At 68.0% G+C, this 20,356-nt stretch carries 17 protein-coding genes and 1 pseudogene; 7 read left to right on the top strand and 11 right to left on the bottom strand.

Features of this window, described 5'->3' with window-relative positions; genetic code table 11:
* The first annotated feature begins 2 nt into the window (after positions 1-2).
* The 6 genes from C0541_RS08710 (at position 3) to C0541_RS08685 (ending at position 5,761) form a co-directional block, all read left to right on the top strand.
* Positions 3-1,568: a cryptochrome/photolyase family protein gene (locus C0541_RS08710; RefSeq protein ID WP_429001338.1), complete on the top strand. Its 1,566-nt coding sequence runs from the start codon at positions 3-5 to the stop codon at positions 1,566-1,568.
* A gap of 139 nt (positions 1,569-1,707) precedes the next feature.
* The gene (gene nagZ / locus C0541_RS08705) at positions 1,708-2,712 is read left to right on the top strand and encodes a beta-N-acetylhexosaminidase (protein WP_115047637.1); all 1,005 of its coding nucleotides are present in this window, start codon (positions 1,708-1,710) and stop codon (positions 2,710-2,712) included.
* Complete coding sequence (locus C0541_RS08700) at positions 2,712-3,266, top strand: hypoxanthine-guanine phosphoribosyltransferase (RefSeq protein WP_016903731.1); 555 nt, start codon at positions 2,712-2,714, stop codon at positions 3,264-3,266. The genes nagZ and C0541_RS08700 overlap by 1 nt, the downstream gene beginning before the upstream one ends.
* A gap of 88 nt (positions 3,267-3,354) precedes the next feature.
* Positions 3,355-4,107, top strand: coding sequence for an S-methyl-5'-thioinosine phosphorylase (locus C0541_RS08695; RefSeq protein ID WP_115048159.1), 753 nt, complete (start codon positions 3,355-3,357; stop codon positions 4,105-4,107).
* Between the two features lie 87 nt (positions 4,108-4,194).
* Positions 4,195-4,401 carry a transcription antiterminator/RNA stability regulator CspE gene (gene cspE, locus C0541_RS08690; RefSeq protein WP_003488188.1) on the top strand — a complete coding sequence of 69 codons (207 nt, stop codon included), beginning with the start codon at positions 4,195-4,197 and terminating at the stop codon, positions 4,399-4,401.
* 94 nt (positions 4,402-4,495) lie between these two features.
* A complete protein-coding gene (locus C0541_RS08685) occupies positions 4,496-5,761 on the top strand; it encodes an FAD-dependent oxidoreductase (protein ID WP_115047636.1) in 1,266 nt (421 codons plus the stop codon).
* A 32-nt stretch (positions 5,762-5,793) separates the two neighbouring features.
* Here C0541_RS08685 and pdeM read toward each other — a convergent pair whose 3' ends face one another.
* The 11 genes and pseudogenes from pdeM to C0541_RS08625 all read right to left on the bottom strand — a co-directional run bounded on the left by pdeM (position 5,794) and on the right by C0541_RS08625 (position 17,267).
* Complete coding sequence (pdeM, locus tag C0541_RS08680; RefSeq protein WP_115047635.1) at positions 5,794-6,438, bottom strand: ligase-associated DNA damage response endonuclease PdeM; 645 nt, start codon at positions 6,436-6,438, stop codon at positions 5,794-5,796.
* Positions 6,428-8,920 (bottom strand): ligase-associated DNA damage response DEXH box helicase, encoded by a 2,493-nt coding sequence (locus tag C0541_RS08675; protein ID WP_115047634.1) that lies wholly within the window; start codon positions 8,918-8,920, stop codon positions 6,428-6,430. Before C0541_RS08675 ends, pdeM begins: the two co-directional genes overlap by 11 nt.
* Positions 8,917-10,521: an ATP-dependent DNA ligase gene (locus tag C0541_RS08670; protein ID WP_115047633.1), complete on the bottom strand. Its 1,605-nt coding sequence runs from the start codon at positions 10,519-10,521 to the stop codon at positions 8,917-8,919. Before C0541_RS08670 ends, C0541_RS08675 begins: the two co-directional genes overlap by 4 nt.
* Entirely contained in the window at positions 10,518-10,751 is a 234-nt protein-coding gene (locus tag C0541_RS08665; RefSeq protein ID WP_115047632.1) for a hypothetical protein, read from the bottom strand. The genes C0541_RS08670 and C0541_RS08665 overlap by 4 nt, the downstream gene beginning before the upstream one ends.
* Positions 10,748-11,758: a ligase-associated DNA damage response exonuclease gene (locus C0541_RS08660; RefSeq protein ID WP_115047631.1), complete on the bottom strand. Its 1,011-nt coding sequence runs from the start codon at positions 11,756-11,758 to the stop codon at positions 10,748-10,750. Before C0541_RS08660 ends, C0541_RS08665 begins: the two co-directional genes overlap by 4 nt.
* A gap of 453 nt (positions 11,759-12,211) precedes the next feature.
* Positions 12,212-12,577 carry a hypothetical protein gene (locus tag C0541_RS08650; RefSeq protein ID WP_115047629.1) on the bottom strand — a complete coding sequence of 122 codons (366 nt, stop codon included), beginning with the start codon at positions 12,575-12,577 and terminating at the stop codon, positions 12,212-12,214.
* The gene (locus C0541_RS08645) at positions 12,574-13,131 is read right to left on the bottom strand and encodes a bactofilin family protein (RefSeq protein WP_115047628.1); all 558 of its coding nucleotides are present in this window, start codon (positions 13,129-13,131) and stop codon (positions 12,574-12,576) included. Before C0541_RS08645 ends, C0541_RS08650 begins: the two co-directional genes overlap by 4 nt.
* Positions 13,132-13,227: 96 nt before the next feature.
* Positions 13,228-14,937 (bottom strand): diguanylate cyclase, encoded by a 1,710-nt coding sequence (locus C0541_RS08640; RefSeq protein WP_115047627.1) that lies wholly within the window; start codon positions 14,935-14,937, stop codon positions 13,228-13,230.
* Positions 14,938-15,053: 116 nt separating this feature from the next.
* Positions 15,054-15,380, bottom strand: a complete 327-nt coding sequence (locus C0541_RS08635) for a hypothetical protein (RefSeq protein ID WP_115047626.1) — start codon at positions 15,378-15,380, stop codon at positions 15,054-15,056.
* A 239-nt stretch (positions 15,381-15,619) separates the two neighbouring features.
* Positions 15,620-15,961, bottom strand: a complete 342-nt coding sequence (locus C0541_RS08630) for a hypothetical protein (RefSeq protein WP_047125721.1) — start codon at positions 15,959-15,961, stop codon at positions 15,620-15,622.
* A gap of 122 nt (positions 15,962-16,083) precedes the next feature.
* Positions 16,084-17,267, bottom strand: a pseudogene (locus C0541_RS08625) (thiolase family protein).
* Positions 17,268-17,450: 183 nt separating this feature from the next.
* On the opposite strand from C0541_RS08625, the gene C0541_RS08620 reads away from it, so the two are divergent.
* Positions 17,451-20,303: a S8 family serine peptidase gene (locus C0541_RS08620; RefSeq protein ID WP_115048157.1), complete on the top strand. Its 2,853-nt coding sequence runs from the start codon at positions 17,451-17,453 to the stop codon at positions 20,301-20,303.
* Positions 20,304-20,356: the final 53 nt, after the last annotated feature.

Below are 20,356 nucleotides of genomic sequence, written 5' to 3'. Positions count from 1 at the left end.
CGGTGGCAGCCACAGCCGACCGCACCCCGCAGGCAGTCGCGCACACATTGCGCCTGATCCTGGGCGACCAACTCAATCCGCACCATAGCTGGTTCGATGCGATCGATGCGGGCGTGGTCTACGTGCTGGTGGAAGTGCGCGAGGAAACCGACTACGTGCTGCACCATGCGCAGAAGATCCTGGCGATCTTCGCGGCGATGCGCGCATTCGCCGCGCGCCTGCGCCAGGCCGGTCACCGGGTGCGTTACGTGGCCATCGACAACCCCAGCAATCGGCAGGCGATCGCTGCCAATCTGGACGCGCTGGTGGCGCATTACCGCGCCAGCCGGCTGGAGTACCAGGCGCCGGACGAATGGCGGCTGGACCAGGCATTGCGGCACTGGTGCGCGCGCCAGCCGTTCGCCACGCGCATGGTCGGCAGCGAGCATTTTTTGACCGAACGCGATGAAGTGGCCGGGTGTTTTCGCGCCGGCGGCCAGTGGCGCATGGAAGTGTTCTATCGAAAGATGCGCCGTCGCCACCGCATCCTGATGGATGCCGCAGGCGAGCCGGAAGGCGGGCGCTGGAATTTCGATCACGACAACCGCGCGCCGTGGCCAGGCGATCCTCCGGCGCCGCCGGAGTGGCGCGCAGCGCATGACCATCGCGCGCTGTGGAGCAGTATCGAAGCGGCCGGCGTACGCAGCTTCGGCGCGCCGAATGCCGGCGCGCTGCCATGGCCGCGGGACCGCGACGAAGCCTTGCAGCACCTGGATGCCTTCATCACGCATGCGTTGCCGAACTTTGGCCGCTACGAAGATGCGATGAGCACGCGCAGCCCGCGGCTGTTCCATTCGCTGCTGTCGTTCGCGCTCAACGTCAAGCTGCTGCATCCCCGCGAGGTGATCGCGCGCGCGGAGGCAGCGTTGCATGACGGGCATGCAACGCTGGCATCGGTGGAAGGCTTCATCCGCCAGATCCTGGGCTGGCGCGAATACGTGCGCGGCGTGTACTGGTCGCAGATGCCCGCCTATGCCCAGTCCAACCAGCTCGACCAGCATGCACCGCTACCGCACTGGTTCTGGGACGGGCAGATCGGCATGCGCTGCCTGGCCGATGCGATCGGCAATTCGCTGGCCAACGCGCACGCGCACCACATCCAGCGGCTGATGGTGATCGGCAACTTCGCGCTGCTGGCAGGGCTGGAGCCGCAGGCGCTGCATCGCTGGTACCTGGGGGTCTATATCGATGCGTTCGAGTGGGTCGAGCTGCCCAACACGGTCGGCATGAGCCAGTTCGCCGACGGCGGCCTGCTCGGCAGCAAGCCGTACATCAGCGGCGCGGCCTATATCGACCGCATGAGCGACTACTGCGGTGGCTGCCGCTACCAGCGCAAGGCACGGATCGGCGCGCAGGCCTGCCCGTACAACGCGCTGTACTGGGATTTCCTGGCGCGGCAGCGCACGCTGCTGGGTGCCAACGAGCGCCTGGCGTTGCCGTACCGGCAGCTCGATGCCATGGCACCGGACGTGCTGGAGCAGGTACAGGCGCAGGCCGCGTACTGGCGGGCGAATCTGGAGGTGCTCTGAGGCACGGCCGGCGGGCTGCAGCGGGGTGGCGACGGCGGCAAACACGCGCCTGCCTGAATGCGCGATCTGACGCTGCAACGCGCATCTGCGACAATGCCGCGCTGCGCCAATCTGGCGCCTGGCCCGGGAGTCCCCCAACATGCTTCTGATCGGCGTTGCCGGTACCGAACTCAGCGCACAGGAACGCGACTGGCTGCAGCACGACGCGGTCGCCGGCGTGGTGCTGTTCACGCGCAACTTCGCCTCGCGCACGCAGGTGGCCGAGCTGTCGGCATCCATCCGCGCGGCCGCACCGCGCCCGGTGCTGATCTGCGTGGACCAGGAGGGCGGGCGCATACAGCGCTTTCGCGACGGCTACAGCGCGCTGGCGCCGCTGCAGCGCTTCGGCGCGCAGTACGCGCAGGACCCCGAGGCCGCGCTCGCCGCGGCGCGCGCGCATGCGCAGCTGATGGCCAGCGAGGTGCGTGCCAGCGGCGTGGACCTGAGCTTCGCGCCGGTGGTGGATCTGGGCCGTGGCAACCGCGCCATCGGCGACCGTGCCTTCAGCGACGACCCGCAGGTCGTGGCCAGCTTCACCCGCGCCTACGTACAGGCGCTGCACGGCGCCGGCATGGCCGCCACGCTCAAGCATTTCCCCGGCCACGGCACCGTGCTGGAAGACACCCATGTCGACCATGCCAGCGACCCGCGGCCGCTGGAGGTCTTGCAGGCCGAGGATCTGCTGCCCTTCGTGGCCGGGATCGAGGCCGGCGCCGATGCGGTGATGATGGCACACGTGGTCTACCCGCAGGTCGCCCCGGAACCGGCCGGCTATTCGCAGCGCTGGATCGAGCAGATCCTGCGCGGGCAACTGGGCTTTCGCGGCGTGGTGTTCTCCGACGACATCGGCATGGCCGCTTCGTTCAGCGCCGGCGGCGTGGCGAGCCGGGTGCATGCGCATCTGGATGCCGGCTGCGACGTGGTGCTGGTCTGCCACCCGGAACTGGTCGAACAATCGCTGCAGGCCGTGGCCGGCCGCAGCCTCAATACCGCAGCATTGATCGGCCTGATCGGCCGCGGCGCGCTGGGCTGGGATGGCCTGCTCGCCGGCTCCGACGCCTCATTCACCACTCCTCTTTCCGCCTCTTCCGGAACAACTGCCTGATGTCCACGCTCACCATTTCCCAGGCCCTGGCCCAAGCCGATCTGCTGGTCGACCGCCCCGCCATCGATGCGGCCGTCGCCAGCATTGCCGACGCGATTGCGCGCGACTATGCCGGCGAAGTGCCGGTGTACCTCACCATCATGCACGGCGCGCTGCCGTTCTCCGGCCAGCTGGCGCTGGAGCTGGGCGCACGCGGCCAGGACCTGCAGTTCGACTACCTGCATGCCACCCGGTACCGCGGTGAAACCACCGGCGGCGAGCTGGTGTGGAAGCACCGTCCGGCCACCGCGCTGTTCGGCCGCCGGGTGATCCTGGTCGACGACATCCTCGACGAGGGCTACACGCTGCAGGGCGTGCGCCAGTGGTGCCTGGAGCAGGGCGCCACCGACGTGCGCGTGGCGGTGCTGACCGTCAAGCGTCACGACCGTTGCGTGCCCGGCGTCGCCGCCGATTATGTTGGCGTGGAAGTGGCCGACCGTTACGTGTTCGGCTTCGGCATGGACGTCAACGAGCAGCTGCGCGGCATTCCCGCCATCTACGCGATGAAGCAGTAACTGCCCCCAGCGTGCCCGCGTCGCTGCGGGCAGCCCGGCGCGCCGGCATGCGCGCCACCGTCTTGGTCTTTCGTTGCAGAGGTTGCTCGTGTCCCCCAATTCCATCGCATTGGCCGTCATCGGCGGCACCGGTGTCTACAAGCTCGCCCAGCTGGACCAGGTGCAGACGTACGCCATCGAAACGCCGTATGGCGCGCCCTCCGGCCCGATCCGTGTCGGCATGTTGCTGGGCCATCGCGTGGCATTCCTGGCGCGCCACGGCGAAGGCCATTCGCTGCCGCCGCACAAGGTGAACTACCGCGCAAACATCGCTGCGCTGCAGCAAATCGGCGCCACCCGCGTGCTGGCGCTCAACACCGTCGGCGGCATCACCGAACAGTTCGGTCCGCGCGTGCTGGCGTGTCCGGATCAGCTGATCGATTACACCTGGGGCCGCGTGTCCACCTTCTGCGAAGAGCCGGGCAGCGAGGTGCAGCACGTGGATTTCGGCCATCCGTATTCGCCGATGTTCCGCAGCAAGGTCATCGCCGCGGCCAAGGTGACCGGCGTCACGATGGTCGCCGGCGGATGCTATGGCGCCACCCAGGGACCGCGGCTGGAAACGATTGCAGAGATCGCCCGCATGCGTCGCGACGGCTGCGATCTGGTCGGCATGACCGGCATGCCCGAAGCCGGTCTTGCACGCGAAAAAGGCCTGGACTATGCGTGTCTGGCGATCGTGGCCAACTGGGCGGCCGGCTGCGGCGACGCGCAGGAAATCACCATGGCCGAGGTGTTGGCCAACGTCGATGCCGCCTCGTCCGGATTGCCGGAGCTGATCGGCGAACTTGCACGCGGGTGATTGTCATCGGGGCATAAGCTTTGCATACTCGGCGCGTACGCATCGTCGTACACCACCCATTAATTATTGCAAAGGTCTCGCATCACCATGCCGAACGGTACCGTCAAGTGGTTCAACGACGCCAAGGGATTTGGCTTCATCTCACCGGAGGACGGCAGCGCCGATGTCTTCGCGCACTTCTCCGCGATCAACTCCAAGGGCTTCCGCAGCCTGCAGGAAGGCCAGCGCGTCAGTTATGACGTGACCCAGGGCCCCAAGGGTGCCCAGGCTTCGAACATCACGCCGGTCGAGTGACGTGACTCGATTGTGCGGTTGAAGAACCCCGCCACGGCGGGGGTTTTTTTGCATCGGTCCATGCGGGATCGGTGAGGTCCAAAGAGCGAAGGACATGCAGCGAGCATTGCGGATTGCGGTAGTGGGCTATGGCACGGCGGGGCAGGCACTGGCGGTGCTGCTGGGCGCCGACGGGCATCGACTGGACGTGTTCGAACGCGCTGCCGCGCCCGGGCCGGTGGGCGCAGGCTTCCTGCTGCAGCCCAGCGGTTTGCAGGTGCTGTGGAGGATGGGCTTGCTGCCGCAGGCGCTCGCGCATGGCGCGCCGGTGCGCCGGTTGTATGGCGAAACGCCGTGCGGACGCGCGGTGATGGATATGCAGTATCGCGACCTGGATGCGCGGCTGATGGGCCTGGGGATGCAGCGCGGCGCCTTGTTCACGCTGTTGCGCGAGGCCTGGCCGGAGCACGCGCAGCTGCATGTGGATACCCGGATCACCGCCATCGATCACGACGGCGTGCGCGTGCAGGACCAGCGCGGGCAGTGGCATGGCCCGTACGATCTGATCATCGCCGCCGATGGTTCCGCGTCGACCTTGCGCGCGCAGGTGCAGGGCACGCGGCTGGATCGGGTCTATCCGTGGGGCGCGCTATGGTGCCTGCTGCCGCGCGAGGACTGGCCGTTCGTCGATGAGTTGCGCCAGCGCTACATCGGCGCGCGCAAGATGATCGGCCTGCTGCCGGTGGGCACGCGCCCGGGCGACGATACCCCGCGGTTGAGTTTTTTCTGGAGCCTGCCGTGCAGCGATTTCGCCGCGTGGGAACAGCGCGGCATTGCGGCATGGCGCGAGGAAATTGCACGGATGTGGCCGGATGCGCATGCGCGTCTGGACAGCGTGCAGGTGCATGGCGCACTGGCGCGCGCCAGTTATCGCGACGCGGTGGTGGCGCGCTGGCATCGCGGTCGCTTCGTGCTGGCCGGCGATGCCGCGCATGCGATGAGTCCGCAGCTGGGGCAGGGCGTCAACATGGCGTTGCTGGATGCGTTGGCGCTGCGCGACGCCTTGCGGATCGGCGACGATCTGGACGCGGCCCTGCAGCACTACCAGCGCGAGCGCCAGGCGCATGTGGCGATCTATCACCGCTGGAGCCGTTGGCTGACGCCGCTGTTCCAGTCCGAACGCGATCTGTGGGCGCATGGACGCGACCTGCTGCTGCGTCCGATGGGGCGCGTGCCCGGCGGGCGCGGGCATATGCTGCGCGTGCTCAGCGGTACCCAGCACGGCTGGTTCGGCAAGCTGGCATTGGCGCCGGAGTTCGTCGAGGCCTTGTCGCAACCGCTGCCGCGTGTTGCGGTCGACACGGCCGGAGCGACCGCGTAGCGGCAGCCGCGGTCAGCGCATTGCCGCGCCCGCTAGCGCACCGGCAATGCCAGCGCATCGTCTTCCACGCAGGCAACCAGGCGTTCGCCTTCGACCAGCGTCGGCACGATGCCGGCGGTGAAATGCGAGAACGCCGGCAGGATGGTGACGCGCTCGCGCAACCAGAACGCCGGCCAGCGACGCGCCATGCCGGGCAGTGCGGCCAGTGGATGCAGATGCCCGCACAGTACGTGCCCGGTCGGATGCGGCAGCGGATCGTGGCGCAGCACGAAGGGGCCATCTTCGACCTGTTCGCCGGCCGGCTCGATATGCAGGTCGGCGCCGGCCAAGGCGCGGTCGTGATTGCCGCGGATGGCGATCACGCGCAATGCGCAATGCCGCTCGCGCCATGCGCTCCAGCGGCGGTGCCAGGCTGCGCGCGGTGCGGGGCCATGCAGCAGGTCGCCGAGGATCCACAACGCGTCCACCTCGCGCTGTTCCAGCAGCGCATCCAGCCGCTCCAGATCGTGCGCGGTGCCGCCGGCCGGCATCCCGATGCCGGCGCGACGGAACACATCGGCCTTGCCCAGATGCAGGTCGGCGATCAACAAGGCACGTTGTGCCGGACGATACAGTGCGCGTTCGCCGAGCAGTTCCACCGTTTCGCCGGCCAGCTGCAGCTGCACGCTATCGCCCATGTTTGCGCTCCAGTTGTTCGGCAGCACGCAACACGCGCGCCTTCCAGTCTTCGGTACTGAGTTGGCCGCGCACGCGTTCGGCCCATAACGGAAACGACAACGGGGTGAGGCTGCGCGGTTTGCACAGGCGCAGCTCGCGCCGCGCGCAATCTTCCAGTGCATGGGCAAGCCGCGCCAGCTCGAGCTGGCCTTCGAACACTTCGCGCTCGGCCTGCGCAAGCAGCAGATGGTCCGGATCGAAACGCTGCAGCACGTCGTACAGCAATCCGCTGGACGCCTGCAGCTGACGCAGGCTGCGGGGTGCACGGCCGGGCAACGACGGCGACAGCAAGCCGGCCACGCGCGCAATCTCGCGGAACTGCCGGCGTGCCAGCTCGCCCAGGTTGAGGCTGTCGCGCAGGTCGGCAAACAGGCCTTCCGGCGACAGCAGCGTCTGCAAGACGCCCGCATCGAGTTCCACGTCCTGCGCCGGCGACAGCACAAAGCCGTAATCGTTGGCAGCAAAACTGAAGGTATTGCGCTGACGCCGGCCCCAGCGCGCCGCCAGCAACGCGGCCAGCCCCTCGTTGACCTGGCGGCCGGCGAACGGATACACGAACACGTGCCGGCCATCGCGCGCCTTGATGCTTTCCACCAGCAGATGATCCGGGCCGGGCAGCGAGGACAGCGACGCCTGCAAGTGCAGCAACGGCGCCAGCGCCTGCATTTCCGGCGCATCGCCAGGGGCGGCAAACAGCGCTTCGACCTCGCGGCCCAAGGCCGACGACAACGGCATGCGCCCGCCCATCCACTTGGGCACCGCGCCGCTGCCGCCCTTGGCCACGCGCACGTAGGCGGTCATGTCTTCCAGCCGCACCAGCTCCAGCAAACGGCCGGCAAATTGAAACCGGTCGCCACGGCGCAGACGGCCGACGAACTGTTCCTCCACCGCGCCCAGGCGCCCGCCACGCAGGAACTGCACGCGCACGCTGCCGTCGCTGGTGATCGTGCCGATGGACAGGCGATGCCGCAGTGCCACGCGCCGGTCGATCACGCGATACACGCCCTGTTCGTCGCGCACCACCTTGTGGAAATCCGGGTAATGCGCCAGCGCGCTGCCGCCTTGCACGATGAAGTCCAGCACCGCCTGCCAGGTGGCATGATCCAGCGCTGCAAATGCATCGGTGCCGCGCACCTGCTCGAACAACGCATCGGCCTGAAAGCCGCCACCCAGTGCCAGGGTCACGCAGTGCTGCGCCAACACGTCCAGCGACAGCCGCGGCGGCGGTCGCGCTTCGATCTGGCCGTGCGCGATGGCGCGCCGCGCGGCGGCATATTCCACCAGCTCCAGTGCATGCGAGGGGACGCACACCACATGCCCGGATTCGCCCGGACGGTGGCGCGCGCGGCCGGCGCGCTGCAGCAGGCGCGCAATGCCTTTCGGGCTGCCGACCTGCAGCACCTGATCGACGGCGGGGAAATCCACGCCCAGGTCCAGGCTGGAGGTGGCGACCACGCAGCGCAGGCTGCCGTCGCGCAGGCCCTGTTCGGCGGCCGCACGCAAGGACGGATCCAGCGAGCCGTGATGCAGCGCGAGCGTGGCCAGGTCGTCCGGCCACACCGCACTCAGGGCCTGGTGCCACAACTCGGCCTGCGCGCGCGTATTGGTAAACACCAGGCTGGTGCGTTGCTGCAGGATCTTCTGCAGCACGCGCGCCAGCTGCGCCAGGCCCAGATGCCCGGCCCACGGGAAGCGCTCGCCGCTGTCGGGCAGCAGCGTCTCCAGGGTCATCGCGCGGGGTTTGGCGCCCGCGACCAGCGCCGCATCGGGAAGATGCGGCAGCAGCACGTCGCGTGCCTGCGCCAGGTTGCCCAGCGTCGCCGACAGGCCCCAGATGCGCAGCGCCGGCGCCCAGCCGCGCAGCCGCGCCAGGCATAGCTGCAGCAACACGCCGCGCTTGTTGCCGAGCAGCTCATGCCATTCGTCGACGATCACGCAGCGCAGCGCCGACAACTGCGGTGCGGTGTCGGGATAGGACAACAGCAAGGCCAGCGATTCGGGCGTGGTGACCAGTACATCGAGCTTGCCGCTGCGCGCCAGCCGCTTGTCGCGCGCGCTGGCATCGCCGGTCCGCAGGCCCACCTGCCAATCCAGCCCCAACGCCTCCACCGGCTCGCGCAGCGCGCGTGCGGTATCGGCGGCGAGTGCGCGCAGGGGCGTGATCCACAGCACCTGCAGCGTGCGTTGCTGCTGGCGCCGCGCGGCCGCGGCCGGCTTGAGCGCCGGCTTGCGTCCACGCGTGGACAAGGCCTCCAGCAGCGGCCCACCGAAGGCAGCCAGCGTCTTGCCGCTGCCGGTGGGCGTATGCAGCAAGCCGGACTCGCCGGCGAGATAGCGCTTCCACACATCGCGTTGAAACGGCAACGGCGCCCAGCCGCGCTGCGCGAACCAGGCACGCCATTGCTGCAAGGGCGTGCCGCGCGTCTGCTGCGCGGCACTCACCGTGCCAGCGCCTGCAGGCTGCTCAGGTGATCGGCCTCGCGCATCGGCTTGTCCTGCCGCCAGCGCAGGATGCGCGGGAAACGCACCGCAATGCCGGACTTGTGCCGCGCGCTGCGGTTGACCGCTTCAAACCCCAGCTCGAAGACATGATGCGCGGTGACCGCACGCACCGGGCCGAAGCGCTCGGTGGTATTGGCGCGGATCCAGCGATCCAGCTGCAGGATTTCCTTGTCGTCCAGGCCCGAGTAGGCCTTGGCGATCGGCACCAGCTGGCCCTCGTGCCATAACCCGAAGGTGTAGTCGGTATACAGCGTGCTGCGGCGGCCGTGGCCGGCCTGCGCATACAGCAGCACCGCATCGATGGTGAGCGGGTCGATCTTCCATTTCCACCAGTCGCCGCGGCGGCGGCCTGACTGGTAGATCGAGCTGGCGCGCTTGAGCATCAGCCCTTCCACGCCGCGCTCGCGCGCATCCAGTCGCACCTGCGCCGCCGCCTGCCAGTCGCCGGCCTGCACCAGCGGCGAGGCGACGATACGCGGGTCGGCGAGCGTGTCCAGCACCTGTTCCAGCAACGCGCGGCGCTCCTGCAAGGGACGCTCGCGCAAGTCCTCGCCGCCGAGTTCAAGCAGATCGTAGGCGACCACCCGCGCTGGCGCCGCCGCCAAGGTCTTTGGCCCGGGCTTGAGCCGCTGGATGCGCGTCTGCAATGCGGTGAACGGCATCGGCAAGGGCTGCTCCGGTTGCCAGGCCAGCAGCTCGCCGTCGATGACGGTGCCATCGGGCAACTGCAGCGCGGCCTGTTCGATTTCCGGGAAACGGCCATCCAGGCGTTCTTCGCCACGCGACCACAGCGCCGCTTCGCCAGCGCGTCGGATCAGCTGCAGCCGAATGCCGTCCCACTTCCATTCCAGCAACCAGTCATCGACCGCGCCCAGCGTTTCGACCTCGGCTTCGAGTGGCGAGGCGAGAAAGAACGGGTAGGGCTGTTGACGATCGCCGGGCAGTTCTTCGGCGGTCAGCAGATTGGCCAAGTAGGCCGGATGCGGCCGCCAGCTGCCGAGCATGCGCTGCGCAATCCGCGCGATCTCGATCCCGGACATCTCCGCCAGCGCCTGCTGCACCAGGCGCTGCGACACGCCCACGCGCAAGGCGCCGGTCAGCAGCTTGTTGAACACCAGGCGCTCGTCGAAGGCCAGGCTGCGCCACGCCTGCACGATGCAGGCCTTGCGCACCTCGACATCTTGATTGGCGATGGGCAGCAGGCGCTGCTCGATCCAGTCGGCCAACGGCAGATCGGCCGCTTCGGTGACCGGGTCGTCCAGCAACAAGGCCAAGGTCTCGGCCAGGTCGCCGACGTGGTCGTAGCTGTCGGCCACCAGCCAGTCGGCGATCCCGGCGGTGTCGGTGATCCATTCGCGCAATTCGCCGCTGCTGGCGATGCGCATGCGCGTGCCGGCCACCTTGCCGCCAGCCAGCAGGTACAGCGCCCACGCCGCATCCAGCGGCGGTGCGCTGCTGAAGTAGGCGACCAGGGCCGCACGCTTGTCGAGCGTGCCGGTGCTGCGATCCAGGGTGCGGTACAACGCGGCGAAGCGCTTCACGCCGGATCCTGCAGGTCGCTGCGTTTGTCGGCGGCACGCAGCTCCAGCGCACGCCGCGTGAAGGCGCTCAGACAGCGCGGACGCCGGAACGGCCGTGGCGGCCCGATCACCGCCGCCGGCGCTGCGCGATGCACGCGAAATGCCAGTGCATGGCGACGGAACGCGAGCGCGCCGGTCAAACGGATCCGCAGGCGCGGGCGCGCATGAGTGCGTGCAGGCGCGCGGTTCATTCCTCGGCTCCGAAATCGGTGCGGAAGGCTTCGGCAGCGACGCCGCGTTCCAGCAGGTGCTGGATCAACGCATCGGTGTTGCCGTGGGTGGCGATCACCCGCCGTGCGCCGGTGTCTGCGATGGTGCGCAGCAGGTCCGGCCAGTCGGCATGATCGGACACCACGAAACCGCGGTCGTAATTGCGCCGCCGGCGGTTGCCGCGAATGCGCATCCAGCCCGATGCGAAGCCCTGTTGTGCGTGCCGGAAGCGGCGGATCCAGGCGCTGCCGGCCGCCGATGGCGGCGCCAGTACCAGTTGCCCGGCATAGTCGGCGCCACGCGCGTGTTCGCTGACCGGCTGGGTGTCCAGCATCGGGATGCCGGCCTGGCGATACACCTCCACGCCCACGGCGATGGCGCCATGCAGCAACGCCGGCTGCGTGTCCCAGGCGCGCAATTCGGCCAGCACGCGTTGCGCCTTGCCCAGGGCATAGCAGTACAGGATGGCCGCCTCGCCACGCTCGGCGCATTCGTGGCGCCAGGCGACGATATCGGCCGCGACATCGGAAGTGTCCGGCCAGCGATAGACCGGCAGCCCGAAGGTCGCCTCGGTGATGAAGGTGTCGCAGGGCACCACTTCGAACGGCTTGCAGGTGGGATCGTGCTGGCGCTTGTAGTCGCCCGAGGCGACCCAGACCTCGCCATCCACTTCGATGCGCACCTGCGCCGAGCCGAGCACATGCCCGGCCGGATGCAACGACACCCGCGCACGTCCCAGCTCGAACGCTTCGCCGTCGGCATGCGTGTGATAGACCTGCTCGCCGAGGCGCCATTGCAGGATCGGCAGGCTCTCGTGCGTGCAGTGGTATTCGCCCATGCCGCTGCGTGCGTGGTCGCCATGCCCGTGCGTGATCACCGCGCGCGGCACCGGCCGCCAGGGATCGATATGGAAGTCGCCCTGCGGGCAATACAGGCCCTCGGGGCCAAGCACCACCAGATCGCCAGTTTGTTCGTTGCCGTTGCGCATGCGGCAACTCTGGCCAAGCCGGTGTGCAGATCCTGAGAATGGGAATGGCACGCATCGGTGCACCGATGCGGCAAGGCCTCGCAGACGCCGCTTGCTGATCGCGTGAGTGCTTCATCAAGGCGAATCCAGCGAATCGATCAGGCGCCCGGCGTGGCGCGGGCTGCGCCAGACATGCAGCGTGCATCTCAACGCTTCGCGCGGTTCCTATCGAAGCAGTCAGTCAAGATCAGGAAATCACGACGCGGAAAAGCAAACCGACATACGCGCCGGCCGGCACCATCCGCCCCAACTCCCAACTCCCAACTCCCAACTCCCAACTCCCAATTCCCAATTCCCAATTCCCAATTCCCAATTCCCGATTCCCGATTCCCGATTCCCGATTCCCGATTCCCGATTCCCGATTCCCGATTCCCGAATCCCGAATCCCGAATCCCGAATCCCGAATCCCGCACCCTAGTGCCGCGCCCGCCGTCCAGGCGCGCGCACAGCGGTCGCCTCCACCGCCAGCGTAAAGCCGCGCGCTTCGCCGCCCTGCATCGCACCGACGTCCACGACCTGGCGCCTGATCTCCTCGCCCTTGCCGTTACGCACCACCACCACCACGGTGTATTCCCATGGCTCGCCATCGGCAGGGTGGCGAATGGTGCCATCGACCTTGAGCGGCACGATCGGTGCCGGTTGTGCGTGCTGCACTGCCGCCGAGTCGAAGCGCAGGTGATGCCTGCATGCAGGGCAGACGCTGGCGCTTTCCAGGATCGTCGCCTTGCAGTGCGGGCAGCTGCGCGTGGCTCCGGGCGTGCCCGGGCGGGGCGCACTCATGTGGCGTCGCTGTCTCCGCCGACGAGGGGCGTGGCCGCACCGACAGGTTTGCCGGCGTCCTCGCCCCAACCGAAGTCGGCCTGGCCGCGCATGCGCGCACCCGAGGCCACGGTCAGGCTACCGGCCTTGACGTCGCCGACCAGCACGCCGGAGGTCTGCAGCTCCACCTGCGCGGCCGATTCGATGTTGCCCTCCAGCTCGCCGGCGATGATCACCTTGTTCGCACGCACGCCGCCGTTGAGCTTGGCGCCGCGTTCGATGGTGAGATCGCCCTTGACGTTGACGTCGCCCTTGAAGCGGCCGGCCAGGCGCACGTGACCGGCGCCCTCGATCTTGCCTTCGATGCTGATGTCTGCCGCAATCAGCGATTCCTTGGCCTCGCTGTGGCGCTGCGGCGTGGCGGCTGCGGGCGCCACGCCCGGTGGCGCTGCGACAGCGGCCGGCGGTGGCGGGCCAACCTCGGCAGTGAACAAGCGCCCGTCTGCAGCAGGAACTTCAGCTGCTGCGGGAGCACCGTCTTTCTTGTTGGGACCTTGATCGCGCCACATCGACATCGGACTGCCTCGCCAGGGGATCAATACCGACTATCGCCGCGTGGACCGATCTTTTGTGTGACGGATTACGCAAACCAAGGTCGATGGCGCGCGTGCTCAGCCCAGTGCGGGCCTGGCCGCACCGTGCCGCTCGACCCGGTTACGGCCGCCGCGCTTGGCGACGTACAGCGCCGCATCGGCCTTCTGGATCAGGCTCGTTCCCAGCTCGCCATCGACCGGGAAGCTGGCCACCCCGATCGAGGCCGTCACCCGCGGCAACGCGCGCTGGCCGTCGCTGACTGCCAGGGCCGCGATATGGCCGCGAAGGTCCTCGGCCACACGCGCTGCCTCGACGCCGTCGGCCTCGGGAAGAATGACCGTGAATTCCTCGCCGCCATAGCGGCAGGCCACGTCTTCGGCGCGCAGCCGGTTCAGCAGCAACTCGCCCAGTGCCGCCAGCAGCAGGTCGCCGCCAGCGTGGCCCTGGCTGTCGTTGAACTGCTTGAAGTGGTCCACGTCCAGCATCAGCACCGACAACGGCAGGCCGCGGCGTGCGCAGCGCGCCAGCTCGTGACTGAGCGATTCCTCCAGGTAGCGGCGGTTGTACAGCCCGGTCAGCGGGTCGCGAATCGACTGCCGGCGCAGCGATTCGCGCAGGCGCAGATTGCTCAGCGCCAGCGACAGCTGTTCGGCGGCCGCCTCGGCGATCTCCAGGCGCGGCATCGGCCCCGGGCCCGGCGACGACAGGAACAGGAAGCCGAGCTGGGTGCCCTGCGCGGACATCGGCAGGCACGCGGTGGTGACGGAACGGCCGTGCTCGGGCGCTGCGATATGTGCGCACGACGCATCCCGTGCCAGGTCGTCGATGATGTGCGGTTGGCCCCGGCGTAGCGCCCAGCACTCTTCAGGCAGCAGATGCGGGGCGCTGTGCACCAGCGGCTCGCCCCAGTGGCTGATCGCCTCGGCGCGGTCCTGCGAGGCGCGCAGCAGGTACACGCTTCCGGCCACGCCCGGCAGCAGGCTGGCCAGGGTGCGGCTGGTCACCACCAACGCCTCTTCTGCGCTGATGCAGCTTTGCAGCAGGCCGGTGTAGCGGCTGAGCAGATTCAGATCGGCGGTGCTGCGTTGCAGCGCGATGACGCTGTCGCCCAATTCGCGATTGGCCTGCGCGGCCCGTTTCTCGGCCTGCGAGCGATGCCGCAGCTCGCGCATCAGCAGGGCATACACGGTGCCGACCACCGCCAGCCCGAACGGAATGCCGGCCAGTGCCAGCACCAGCAACAAGGCCGCGCTCTGCCGGCTGCTTTCGGCGCGTTGCGTCAACAGTTCCTGCTCGCGTTGCACCATGGTCAGCGCCTGCTCGCGGATCGCGCTGGTGGTGCGGAAGGCGGTCTGGCGGATGCCGACGCGCGCCGGCTCCAGGCCGTCCCGCGCGTACACGTCCAGTACCTGCTGGATCTGCTGCAGCCGCGCTTCCACCAGGCGACGCAAGCTGTCCAGGTGCTGCACCTGGGCGGGATTGTCGGCAATCAGGCGGCGCAGGTTGCCGAGCAGGATCGGCAGGCGCTCGACGCTGGTCTGGTAGTCGAGCAGGTAGGCATCGTTGCCGGTCAGCAGAAAACCGCGCTGCGCCGATTCGGCATCCAGCACGCGCGCCTGGATCTCGTCGACCCGGCCGATCACTTCATGCGTGTGCGAGACCAGCGCCGCGTCGGCCAGGGAACGGCGGGCACCGACGAAGATGCCGACGCCGATGGCGATGAAGATCAGTGCGGAAAACGCCAGCGCCAGCTGGTTGCGGCGGCGTGCAGTAAAGAAGGAGGGCATGGACGGATGCTAGCTTGCCAGTCTCGACAACACGAGGTCGCCGTTGGCAGGACACGGACGCGCCGGCGCAATTCGGCCGGCGCGTCCGCAAACTGCAGATACGGTCACGCGGTGGATCAATGCTGCGGATGTTCGGCGTCGTGCTTGTCGGCGTTCTGCTCGGCCTTGTTGGCCATCTCGCGGGTCTTGTCGGCGGTGGCGTCTGCGGCGTTGGCGGTGGCGCGGCTGGCATCTGCGGCCAGTTCGCGCGCTGCCACGCGTGCGTCGGCAGTGGCGGCCTTGGCCTGCACGGCGGCGCGATCGGCGGCCTGTTCGGTCGCAGCCGCGGCGTGCTTGGCAGCGGAGGCGGCATCGCGCTGTGCCTGCTCGGCGTCAGGGCCCTGGCAAGCGGCCAGGGTGAGGGCAGTGATGGCGCTCAACGACAGCATGCGGATCGTTTTCATGGGTGGTCCTGGTCCTGTTCCGGTGTTGGAAGGCGGAGCTTATGCAGGCACCGATGCAGCCGGCGTCAATGCGCTGCCGGCCATTCAGCCACCAGGCGGCATGCGCTGTCCGCCCCCCGACGCGGCGCGGGTGCGGCGGCATGAACCGCGTTGCGGCCAGGTCCCGGCAAATCGCAGGCAAAGAAAAAGCCGCTGGAAACCAGCGGCTTTTCCCGAACGCGCTTGGAGCTAAGAAGTGATTACTTCTTGGCTTCTTCGGCGGTGTCCTTGGCAGCTTCGGCGGTGTTTTCAGCCGTCTTGGCAGCGTCGGCAGCCTGCTCGGCAGCAGCGTCGGTGGCGGCGCCGGAAGCAGCCTGGGCAGCGTCAGCAGCGGTGTCAGCCGAAGCAGCGGCGGTGTTGGCAGCAGCCTGAGCGGCGTCGGCCGACTGCGAGCCCGAGGCAGCAGCCTGGTCAGCAGCGGTCTGAGCGTCTGCAGCGGCTTCGTTAGCCGAAGAAGCAGCGTCCTGAGCCTGTTCCGGCTTCGAGCAAGCGGTCAGGGCCAGGCCCAGAGCCATTGCGATCAGCAGCTTGTTAATGGTCATTGTTTCAATCCTCGTCGTTAGATTAGGCAACGCGCTATTGCGCGCCCCCGACATGATGACGGTCCAAGGACCAGTGTCAAGCGTACGCGCATTCAGTTTTGCAAAATCGCCGTTAAAAACAATTAAATCAATTCGATAGCGATGGCCGTCGCTTCGCCGCCGCCGATGCACAGGGTCGCGATTCCGCGCTTGCCACCACGCGTGCGCAACGCATTCACCAATGTCACCACCAGGCGGGCGCCGGATGCGCCGATCGGATGCCCCAATGCGCAGGCACCGCCGTTGACGTTGACCTTGTCGTGCGAAATGCCCAGCTCGGCGATCGGCGTCATCGCCACCACCGCGAAGGCTTCGTTGATTTCGAACAGATCCACATCGTCCAGGTGCCAGCCGATCCTGCCGATCAAGGTCTGGATTGCAGCGACCGGTGCGGTGGTGAACCACTCAGGTTCCTGCGAGTGGGTGACATGCCCCACGATGCGCGCCAACGGTGCGATGCCGCGCCGTTGCGCCTCGTCTGCGCCTGTCTCTTATACACNTAGATGTGTATAAGAGACAGCGGGCGACTCGACGAACTGGCGGCGGTGACGGTGCCGTCCTTCTTGAAGGCCGGCTTCAGGGTCGGGATCTTGGCGACATCGGATTTGCCGGGCTGCTCGTCGCTGTCGACGACCACTTCACCCTTGCGCGAGGCAACGGTGACCGGAACGATCTCATCGGCGAACGCGCCGCTGCGCTGCGCCGCCTGCGCGCGCTCGACCGAGGCGATCGCAAATGCATCCTGATCGGCACGGCTGAAACCGAACTTTTCGGCGGTGGCCTCGCCGAACACGCCCATCGCCTGGCCGTCGTAGGGATTGGTCAGGCCGTCCCAGGCCATGTGGTCGACCGCCTGGAAGTTGCCGTAGCGGTTGCCGGTGCGCGAGTTGGGCAGCAGATGCGGCGCATTGCTCATCGACTCCATGCCGCCGGCGACCACGATGCTGGCCGAGCCGGCCTTGATCAGGTCGTGGCCGAACATGATCGCCTTCATGCCCGAGCCGCACACCTTGTTGATGGTGGTGGCGCCGGTCGAGGTGGGAATGCCTGCAGCAATGGCGGCCTGCCGTGCGGGTGCCTGGCCCAGGTTGGCGGGCAGCACGCAGCCAACGATGACTTCTGAAATGTCGGCCGGTGCGACGCCGGACTGCGCCAGCGCGCCGCGGATCGCGGCGGCGGCGAGCGTCGGCGCCGGCACACCGTTGAATTGACCAAGGAACGAGCCGATGGCAGTGCGTTTGGCAGCAACGATGACGATGTCGGACATGAGGAGATACCGTTTAAAGTGAAACGATTATCTGCCTCGCGCCCGGTTCGCGCCAGCACGTGCCGATGCGGTGCCATGCGCTACGCAATCAACTGCGACAGGCGTGTGAAGATGCAGTATAAGACGGCATTCGGGCCCGGCATCGGGTCCTATCCATGGAATGGGTTCGGGGAGAACATCCAGATGAAGAAGAGAGACGTCGCCAGGACTGTCCTGGCCTCGGCGTTGGCCATTGCATTGACCGCGTGTGGCGGCGGTGGCGGGGGCGGTGGTATCCGTCCGAGCACCCCGACGGCACCGCCCCCGACGTCGCCCCCGCCGCCGCCGCCGACTTCACCGCCGCCTCCGCCCCCACCCCCGCCGGTGGTTGCACCGCCGGCCACGCCGGAACCTGCAATCGACGCGCATTTGACGCTGACCAATGCACGTGCCGCGCAGGCATTGGGGTTCACCGGTGCGGGATATCGCATCGGCGTGATCGATACCGGCATCAACACCAATCATCCGGCCCTGCAGGGGCGGGTCGGCGACAGCTTCATCTATGTGGATCCGCGCACCAACAACGTCGCCGCCGGCGATGTGGTGGGTCACGGGACGGTGGTCGCGCAGCTGGCGGCCGGGCGCGCAGTGGGCCAGTGGCCGGGCGGTATCGCCAGCGGCGCCGGCCTGGTGTCCGCACGCATCATCAGCGACGAAGCGCCGGACGACGACGGCAGCGGCGAGGGCAACGAAGTCGATGGCCCGCTCGGCCTGGGTCCGGTGCATGCCGATCTGATCGGCGCCGGCGTGCGCATCATGAACAATTCGTGGGGCGGGCTGTACTGGAACGACCCGGCCGTCACCAACCAGATCGCGCAGGAATACCGGCCGTTCGTCATCGGCAACGATGGGCTGGTGGTGTTCGCTTCGGGTAACGAATCCAGATCGCAACCGTCCGATACCGCCGCGCTGCCCAGCCAGCCTGGCCCGAATGGCACGTTGCCGGCGGCCGACCTGGAACGCGGATGGCTGGTCGTCGCTGCACTGGATACCGCCAATCCCACGCAGCTGGCGTCGTACTCCAATGCCTGCGGCGTGACGATGCGCTACTGCCTGGTGGCGCCGGGCACCTCGATGTTCCTCTACCCCGATGCGACCGCCGGCAACCTCCGTTATTTCTATGGCAGCGGCACCTCGTTTGCGGCGCCATTGGTCTCCGGTGCGGCTGCGCTGGTGTGGCAGGCGTTTCCGTATTTCAACAACGACCTGGTGCGGCAGACGCTACTGGGAACGGCGACCGATCTGGGCGCGGCCGGTGTGGACCCGACATTCGGCTACGGCCTGCTCGATGTCGGCAAGGCGGTGCTGGGGCCGGCGCGCTTCGATTGGGGCACGGTGGATGTCACCGTCGACACCTTGCGTTCCACCTGGGCCAACGACATCAGTGGCACCGGTGGCCTGACCAAACGCGGTACCGGCACGTTGGTGTTGAGCAGCGGCGCCAATACGTTCGACGGCGACACCCAGGTGCTGGAGGGCACCTTGCAGACGGCCAGCCTGCAGAGTGCACGCGTGGGCATCGCCAATGGTGCGACGTTGATCGGCGCGGGCAGGATCGGCGGACGCGTCGATAATGCCGGCACGTTGCAGGTCAACAGTGCGACGCTGTCGATCGTGGGCAACTACACTCAGGCCAGCGACGGTCGCCTGGCCTTGAACGTGGGCGACCGGGTGAACGTGACCGGGACCGCGACGATTGCCGGCGACCTGCAGGTGCTCGGTCGCCGCGATTATGTGGTCGACAACGCCACGTACATGTTGTTGCAGGCCGGCAGCGGGCTGCAGGGCACCTTCGATACGCTCAGCCGCGGCGCGGCCGTGACCTTTCTGGATGCCTCGCTGAGTTACGACAGCAATACGGCTTACCTTGCCGTACGCAGTTTGAATGCCACTGCCGTCGCCGCCACGCTGGGCATGGCCGGCACTGCGGCGATGGAGTCGGCAATCCGCGTCGAGCAGGCGTTCGAGCAGGTGGACGCGCAGCAGCTGCAGGGCACTGGCGGCATCAGCAGCGGCTTTATCCGCGCCGCCGCGGCATTGCAGCAGTCGCCGGATGCCAAGGCTGCCGCCGATTCGCTACGCAGTCTGTCCGGCCGTGCGCATGCCGAGTCGGCAGCGATGACCTTCGACACCATCGATCTGGGCAGGCGGGCGTTGGCCGCGCATTTCGATGGCCTGTCGCAGCAGCCGCGCATGCCGGGCGTCTGGCAGCGTGCGCTGGGCGGGCCGGGCGAGGGCGGGGCGACCACCGCAGGATTCGCCACCTCCGGCTGGATGATGGGCAACGACCTGCGCCTGGCGTCCGACGCAGTGACCGGTTTTGCCTTCGGCGAAACGCGCTCCAGCAGCCTGGGCGATCTGGATGGTGCACGCGGGCGCGATCGGCAGGTGCAGGGGCAGCTGTACTGGGGTACCACGCTGGGCTCTGCGTACACGCTCAGCCAGGTGGGTTTCGGCAACGTCAACCGGCAGATCGAGCGCAGCCTGCAACTGGGCGAAGAACGCAGCACTGCCTTCAGCGACTACAGCGGCAGTTACCTCAGCGGCAACCTGGAAACCGGTTATCGCCTGGGCGGCGCGCGCGCCAGCCTGACGCCCTACATGGGGCTGGATTACGTGCGCCTGCGCAGCGAAGGCTTCCACGAACGCGGTGGCGACGGCTTCGGCCTGCGTGCCGCTGCCAGCACCTCCTCGCGCACCCAGGCGCTGGCCGGCGTGCGTTCGGCCTACCGCTGGCGCGGCGTGCAGCTTGGCGGGTATGCCGAGTGGCAGCAGGCCCTGAGCAGCGAGGGCCTGACGCTGGATGCCAGCTTCACCGGCGTGGACGCATGGGCGCCCTTGCGCGGCATGCAGCCGGCCCGTTCGGGTGGCCTGTTCGGCCTCACCGCGGCCGCGCCGTTGGGGCAGCAGGGCCAGTTGCGCTTCGGCTACGACCAGCGGGTGGGCGAGCGCGGCGACGATCGCGCGCTGAGCCTGCGCTACCGCGCCGATTTCTGATCGGCGCGCTGCATGGGTGAGCGTTGGTGCGTGATCGCGAGTTCACCTGTCCA

The organism is Xanthomonas arboricola (genome assembly GCF_003353015.1).
GTDB classification, from domain to species: Bacteria; Pseudomonadota; Gammaproteobacteria; order Xanthomonadales; family Xanthomonadaceae; genus Xanthomonas; species Xanthomonas arboricola_E.
Note: the sequence above shows the minus strand (reverse complement) of the source record. Positions and strands in the feature narration are given on the sequence as shown.

Excerpts from the sequence above, each read along its gene's own strand:
- nagZ (WP_115047637.1), top strand. The coding sequence starts at position 1,708 with ATGCTTCTGATCGGCGTTGCCGGTACCGAACTCAGCGCACAGGAACGC.
- C0541_RS08700 (WP_016903731.1), top strand. The coding sequence starts at position 2,712 with ATGTCCACGCTCACCATTTCCCAGGCCCTGGCCCAAGCCGATCTGCTG.
- cspE (WP_003488188.1), top strand. The coding sequence starts at position 4,195 with ATGCCGAACGGTACCGTCAAGTGGTTCAACGACGCCAAGGGATTTGGC.
- C0541_RS08685 (WP_115047636.1), top strand. The coding sequence starts at position 4,496 with ATGCAGCGAGCATTGCGGATTGCGGTAGTGGGCTATGGCACGGCGGGG.
- pdeM (WP_115047635.1), bottom strand. The coding sequence starts at position 6,438 with ATGGGCGATAGCGTGCAGCTGCAGCTGGCCGGCGAAACGGTGGAACTG.
- C0541_RS08665 (WP_115047632.1), bottom strand. The coding sequence starts at position 10,751 with ATGAACCGCGCGCCTGCACGCACTCATGCGCGCCCGCGCCTGCGGATC.
- C0541_RS08660 (WP_115047631.1), bottom strand. The coding sequence starts at position 11,758 with ATGCGCAACGGCAACGAACAAACTGGCGATCTGGTGGTGCTTGGCCCC.
- C0541_RS08650 (WP_115047629.1), bottom strand. The coding sequence starts at position 12,577 with ATGAGTGCGCCCCGCCCGGGCACGCCCGGAGCCACGCGCAGCTGCCCG.
- C0541_RS08645 (WP_115047628.1), bottom strand. The coding sequence starts at position 13,131 with ATGTCGATGTGGCGCGATCAAGGTCCCAACAAGAAAGACGGTGCTCCC.
- C0541_RS08640 (WP_115047627.1), bottom strand. The coding sequence starts at position 14,937 with ATGCCCTCCTTCTTTACTGCACGCCGCCGCAACCAGCTGGCGCTGGCG.
- C0541_RS08635 (WP_115047626.1), bottom strand. The coding sequence starts at position 15,380 with ATGAAAACGATCCGCATGCTGTCGTTGAGCGCCATCACTGCCCTCACC.
- C0541_RS08630 (WP_047125721.1), bottom strand. The coding sequence starts at position 15,961 with ATGACCATTAACAAGCTGCTGATCGCAATGGCTCTGGGCCTGGCCCTG.
- C0541_RS08620 (WP_115048157.1), top strand. The coding sequence starts at position 17,451 with ATGAAGAAGAGAGACGTCGCCAGGACTGTCCTGGCCTCGGCGTTGGCC.